We start from the raw sequence: 5023 nt of genomic DNA, 5'->3' as shown, positions 1-5023 counted from the left end.
CCGCCTGCTGCTAGCATGCACCATGTAGGTGAGCCCTCCTTGGCGAGTTGTGGACCTTTGACAGACCGCATTCTCGCAGGTTAGGGGGGCTTTCCTATGCAACCTCAACCGCTGCCACGCCAGTCAGACGAAACATCCAGGCTAAGCCGCTGCGCAATATGCTCGCGGAGGTTTCCAAGGCTTTCGGGCTCAAGCACCCGCACTCCTTCACTTCAACGATTCGCTCGAGACAGAGTACTGGCCACGTACGATCGATGGGGTGACGTTCCCCGTGACCTTCCCGCTGGCACCCGTCTGTCAGTTGGGCGGCGGTCGAGCGGGCTCGGAAGGCGATGGATTCTCAGGCGCTGCCGGTGACCTGAACCGCGCACCGGTCCTTGGATTTGGGCAGGCTCACCAGATGTACGGCGGCCGGTGCTCGGCGGCTTGCGCTTCAGTAGCACCCGCGACGAGAAGCCGTCGCAGCACCCCCCGCCCTGCAGGACGGTAGATGTCGGGCGCCACCCACAGGCTCGTGCCGGGCGCCTGGTAGAGGTACAGCGCCCGGGCGACGGCCATGGTCTTGTCGACGTGGCGCGGCCACGGGGCCCTGTCGGCGATCGCTTGGAGGTCTCGGCTGCCCTGGTCGGACCGGTGCAGCCAGCGCCCCAGGTGGTCGTCGGCTGCGAGGGACGCCCGCTTGGCGTTGTTGCACCGCGTGTGCGCAGCGACGAGGTTGTCGATCCCGTCGTCGCCGGAGCGTGACCACGGCAGGAAGTGGTCGATGTCCACGCGTCCCCGCATGGCGTCCTGGCAGTAGAAGCACTCGCCCCCTTGCAGCTCCACGAGGTGGGGGCGGACGCGGTGCAGCCCGATGCGCTCAGCACCGAAGAGGAACTCGTCGAGGGTGAGGTCGTCGAGCACGTCGGTGTTGCGCCGGGCGACGAAATCCGCCCAGCGGCGCTGCACGATCGGACGGACCAGGCCCGCCAGGCGGACGAGCATCGCGGCCACGCCGGGCTTGAGGTGTATGCGGTCGTCGAATTCGGCGCGGCGGACGCGGGCCTCGCTGACCTCGTCGGGCCAGTCGATGCGGTAGAGGAACCCGTCGCCGAAGGGGTCGTCGCGGTTCAGGCGCTGCAGCTTCGGCAGCGGCATGCGCACGATCGTGACGAAGACCCGCTCTCGCAGGACTGTGAAGCCCTCAGGGTCGGCGGCGGCGGCCTCCCGCATGCTCCGGTCGAAGCCGGCCCCCTCCCGGTATGCCGCGATGCGGGCCACGAGGTCGAGCTTGGGCAGCTCGGGGCGCTGGCGCAACACTCGTGTGTCCGCTGCAGCGGGGTAGGGCATCGCCTGGCGCCAGTACAGCTCGAGGACCTTGTCGGCGACCGCCCGGGCGCGCAAGTGGTCCGGAGGTTCCCCCGTGTCCGTCAGCCCCTCAAGGCAGGCGTCGACGAGTGCGAGCAGCACCGCGTACTTGTAGGACATGGTGAAGTTGCCGCTGTCGAGCAGCGCCAGCAAGCGCTCGGCGAAGACGACGGGGTCGGCGGCTTCCTCGCCCTGGCCGCTCACCGTGGTCCCCCGGGTTCATAGGGTCCGGCGCTGTCCGCGGCTCTCGCCTGCACGGCCGCTGGGTCGTAGCTGAGCACGATCGGGCGGCGCGACTCGACGGTGACGGGCGCGAGCAGGGCCAGCACCGCACACACCAGGCTCGAACGGTGGACGTTCAACTCGTTCAGCAGGGTGGTGTTCGCCAGACGGCCTCGCGCGACGAGGTAGTCCCATGCGGTGTTGAACATCCATGCGGGAACGTGCTGCGCTCCGCTGCCACGCTCTTGGCTGCGGTATGTCTCGACCCACAGTCCGTGGCGGCTGACCTCAGTGATGCGGTTGGGCTTGCCGTCCGAGACGGTGTGCGCAGTCAGGCCCTCGGACACGGTGGCACGGACAAGCGCCCAGAGATCCTCGGCGAGGACATCCCCCACCGCCGGTTCCCGCGCCGGCTCCCAGGCACGGGTGCCGTCGTCGGTCCACAGCGCCTCGGCGCGCTCCCACAGGGCGGCCAGCGGCGGAGCGCTCGTCGGGCCCTCCAGCAGCACAGCGACCTCGACGTTGCGCAGCAACCCGCTGGTGAGGTTCACCGAGCCGACGAGCGCCCGCGTCCGGGCAGTCTGCCGCGCCAGGTACAGCTTCGGGTGGTAGGTCCCCGCCGCATGGTTGTACACGCGGACCTGGGTGCCGAACCCGGCAGCGTCGTGCAGCGCCGCCGTGGTAGTGCTGCCGAACACCGTGGTGGCCAGCAGCCGGCCGCCCTCCCCCAGCGTTGTCAATTGACCCTCCAGCAGCCGGACGCCGGCCTGGTTCGCGAACGCGACGCACAGCAGCGCCTCGTCCGCCGCCGACACGAGCCCCCGCACGGTGGCCAGCAACTCTGACCGCTCCGGGACGGAGACCTCGACACCCACGGGCTGAAGTGTCGCAGCAGTCGCCGACGCGCCACAGGGGTCACACCGATTCGCTAGCGTCACGGGCCGAGGTGAGGGAGAAAGCGATGGAGGATGGGCTCTACGAGCAGCTGCTCACCGAGGCGCTCGAGCAGCGGCTCGCGCAGCTCGATGGCCGCACGGCCGACCGCGTGTCCGTCGACGCCGCCGAAGCGCCCGGCCTGCTCGCCCGCCACGTGGCCGAGGTGCTCGAGCGCGAGCTCGGAGCGCAGACGGCAGTTCAGCGCGTGGCCCTCGTCAATGTCCTCCTCGAGCGGATCGCCGCCCCGCCCGATCCCGTCCTCGAAGGCCCCGAGCAGCTGCACGCCGTGCGGCCGGCCCAGGCCCTGGGCGCCGACCGGTTCTCGACGCGTCCGGAGATCGCGCTCGGCCAGGCCGCCCTGCTCACCAACGGCCGCGGCGAGCCGGCGCTCAACGCCGAGCTCGCCGCTGAGATCCTGTCCGCCGACTCCGTCGACCTGTTGTGCGCATTCGTGCAGTGGTCGGGGCTGCGGGTGCTCGAGCACAGCCTGCGTCGACGCGCCAAGCTCGGCATCCCGTTGCGGGTCATCACGAGCACCTACGTCGGCGCGACCGAACGGCGGGCCCTCGACGAGCTCGTCGCCCGCTTCGGCGCCGAGGTCCGGGTCAGCTACGAGGCGCGTACCACCCGGCTGCACGCCAAGGCGTGGCTGTTCCGCCGGCGGACCGGGTTCGACACGGCCTACGTCGGCAGCTCGAACCTGTCGCGCTCGGCGCTGGTGAGCGGCCTCGAGTGGAACGTGCGGCTGAGCGCCGTGGCCACGCGCGACCTGCTGGAGAAGTTCGCGGTCACGTTCGACTCGTACTGGGCCGACCCGACCTACGAGCCCTACGACCCCGACCGCGACGCCGACCGGCTCGACGACGCGCTGGCTGAGGCCGGCGGGCGCCGTGCCCAGTCGGGGCGCCTGACCATCTCGGGACTGACGGTGCGCGCCTACCCCCACCAGAGGGAGATCCTCGAGCGCCTCGACGTCGAGCGGGCCATCCACGACCGGCACCGCAATCTCGTCGTGGCCGCCACCGGCACCGGCAAGACGGTGGTGGCTGCACTGGACTACCAGCGGCTGCTCGCCGACGCGGGCCGCGACCTGTCGCTGCTGTTCGTGGCGCACCGCAAGGAGATCCTTGGGCAGTCCCAGCGCACGTACCGGGAGGTGCTCGCCGACGGGGCGTTCGCCGAGACCTACGTCGACGGCGCCCATCCCGAGCGCTGGCGCCACGTGTTCGCCAGCATCCAGTCACTGTCGTCCTACGGCGTGGACCGCCTGCCCCCGGACGCGTTCGACGTCGTGGTCATCGACGAGTTCCACCACGCCGAGGCGGCGACCTACCGCCGGCTGCTCGACCATCTGCGACCCGTCGAACTGCTCGGCCTGACCGCGACCCCGGAACGCGCCGACGGCCGCGACGTCCGCGAGTTCTTCGGGGGGCGGACCGCCGCCGAGCTGCGGTTGTGGGATGCCCTGGCCGCGGACCTGCTGTGCCCGTTCCACTACTTCGGCGTCGCCGACGACGTCTCGCTGGAAGCCATCGAGTGGAAGCGGGGCGCCTACGACACCACGGCGCTGGAGTCGCTGTACACCGGCAACGACGCCCGGGTGGCCAAGGTCCTGCGCGAGCTGCGCGACAAGGTCACCGACGTCACGGCGATGCGGGCGCTGGGGTTCTGCGTGTCCGTCGCCCACGCCCAGTACATGGCCCGGGTGTTCACCGACGCGGGGGTCCCCGCCCGTGCGGTGTCGGGCGAGACCGCCTCGTCCAGCCGCGAGGACGCGCTGCGGGCGCTGCGCGAGCGGCAGGTCAACGTGCTGTTCGCCGTCGACCTGTTCAACGAGGGCCTGGATGTGCCCGACGTCGACACCGTGCTGCTGCTGCGCCCCACGCAGAGCGCGACGGTGTTCCTCCAACAGCTCGGTCGCGGCCTGCGTCGCGCTCCCGGCAAGGCGGTGCTGACCGTCCTTGACTTCATCGGTGCGCAGCGCCGCGAGTTCCGCTTCGACCTGCGCTACCGGGCACTGACCGGCTCGTCGCGCAAGGGGCTCATCGACCAGGTCGCCGGCGGGTTCCCCTACCTGCCGTCGGGCTGCGCCCTCATCCTCGACCGCGTCGCGCAGCAAATCGTGCTCGACAACGTGCGCGCCCAGGTGGAGCTGCGCCGGCCGGCGCTGGTGGCCGACGTGCGCTCCCACGGCGACCTCGACCTCGCCGGCTACCTGCGCGAGGCCGACCGCGAGCTCGCTGACATCTACCGGCGGCCCGCCGAGTCGTGGACCGCGCTGCGCCGAGACGCCGGGCTGCCCACCCCGCCGGCGGTGGCCGGCGAGCAGGACCTCCTCAAGCGCGTCCGCACGGTGGCCCACGTCGACAACCCCGAACGCGCCGAGCTATACACCCGCCTCCAGGGTGATGAGGCGCCGGCCTACGAGCAGCTGAACGACCGGGAGCAGCGGCTCGCCCGGATGCTGTTCTGGACGCTGTGGCCCGACGCCGGCGGCGCCACCGGCTACGGGCAGGGC

3 protein-coding genes are annotated in these 5023 nt (G+C 71.1%); 1 reads left to right on the top strand and 2 read right to left on the bottom strand.

Annotated features, from left to right (window positions below; all coding sequences use genetic code 11):
* Positions 1-393: 393 nt before the first annotated feature.
* Positions 394-1551: an HNH endonuclease domain-containing protein gene (locus VM324_07510; protein ID HVL99123.1), complete on the bottom strand. Its 1158-nt coding sequence runs from the start codon at positions 1549-1551 to the stop codon at positions 394-396.
* Positions 1548-2444, bottom strand: coding sequence for a phospholipase D family protein (locus VM324_07505; GenBank protein ID HVL99122.1), 897 nt, complete (start codon positions 2442-2444; stop codon positions 1548-1550). Before VM324_07505 ends, VM324_07510 begins: the two co-directional genes overlap by 4 nt.
* Positions 2445-2530: 86 nt before the next feature.
* Between VM324_07505 and VM324_07500 the strand changes: the two genes are divergently transcribed.
* Positions 2531-5023: DEAD/DEAH box helicase family protein (locus tag VM324_07500; protein HVL99121.1), on the top strand; the 2493-nt coding region annotated here is incomplete at its 3' end.

Source organism: Egibacteraceae bacterium (assembly GCA_035540635.1).
Taxonomy (GTDB): Bacteria; Actinomycetota; Nitriliruptoria; order Euzebyales; family Egibacteraceae; genus DATLGH01.
The sequence above is the reverse complement of the archived record's forward strand: the minus strand, read 5'-3'. Positions and strand labels throughout refer to the sequence as shown.